This is a genomic window from Gammaproteobacteria bacterium (assembly GCA_003696665.1).
Classification (GTDB): domain Bacteria; phylum Pseudomonadota; class Gammaproteobacteria; order Enterobacterales.
On sequence record RFGJ01000555.1, the window covers coordinates 1 to 1,040 of the forward strand.

The window sequence follows — 1,040 nt, forward strand, 5'->3', positions numbered from 1 at the left end:
CCCTGTGGATGCAGCGGCCATGCTGACGTTGTTCAAAATAGCCCGCGCGAAGGCTAATCCGGGGCATGAAGATAATTGGATTGACGGCGCTGGATACCTCGCCTTGGGCGGGGAAATTGCCGGAAATGGTCACGCACGGGTCACAAAATAATCTACCCGGCGCATAAGTCTTTGATTTTGTTCGGGAAATCTGGAGGCAGGGGCGGGAATCGAACCCGCTAACGGGGGATTGGAGGGGAACGGAAGGGCTTTATTTCAAGGCTTTTCTCCCCTGCATCCCCCTAAGCTCCCCCGGATTTTGTCACGATTTGGTCACAGATTTTCATGCCTGTGACCAACAAACCCGAACCTCCTTTCCGCCACCTCTCTAGCCATACAAGCCAATTCATATGTCGGGAAGTATCCTAAATGGATGAACTGCTCATTGACTCTTATCCGCGCCCTCCATTTCCCGGTTGTCTTACAAAAGGAAACGCCGACACGCTTTCCATTTCTGATTTGGCTCATGTTGCGAATATTCTTTTTCATGGACACGTCTCGTAAGTTGTTGATCTTGTCATTGAGGCGATTGCCATCAATGTGATCAATAACGCCTTTTGGCCATTCTCCATGCACATAAAACCATGCTAGTCGGCCGGCTCGATACATCTCACCATCAATTCTTATTTCACGATACCCATCATCTCTGATTCTGCCAGCTACCCTTTCGGGGCGCTTTGATCTTGATGTATCCCGCCATAAAAAGACACCAGTGTCAGGATTATATTCGAGCAGTTCTGTCAACCGCCTATGGGATAAACGTTTTTCCTTTTTTCTATTGGCCATAACTTTTGGCATTTTGCAGACCTCCTAAGCACAGCTTTGCCGCCACCTTTTCGGCCTCGGACTGCTCCTGCGGAATCCAGCGACCGTATCGCTTGCGGATCATGCCCCAGTCCTTGTGTCCCATCTGTCGGGCAACCCATAGCGGGTTTGCGCCGGCAGACAGCATCATGGATGCATAGGTATGGCGCGTCTGATATGGAGGGCGATAGCGCACG

At 50.8% G+C, this 1,040-nt stretch carries 2 protein-coding genes; both read right to left on the minus strand.

All coding sequences use genetic code 11. The features are described 5' to 3' along the window. Nucleotides 1-312: 312 nt before the first annotated feature. Complete coding sequence (locus D6694_13550) at nt 313-837, minus strand: HNH endonuclease (protein ID RMH36813.1); 525 nt, start codon at nt 835-837, stop codon at nt 313-315. Beyond that, on the minus strand, nt 815-1,040 hold a 226-nt coding region (locus D6694_13555), incomplete at its 5' end, for a hypothetical protein (GenBank protein RMH36814.1). The genes D6694_13550 and D6694_13555, both read right to left, overlap by 23 nt.

What these genes read in the sequence shown, in the direction of transcription:
- D6694_13550 (RMH36813.1), bottom strand. Translation starts at nt 837, where the DNA reads ATGCCAAAAGTTATGGCCAATAGAAAAAAGGAAAAACGTTTATCCCAT.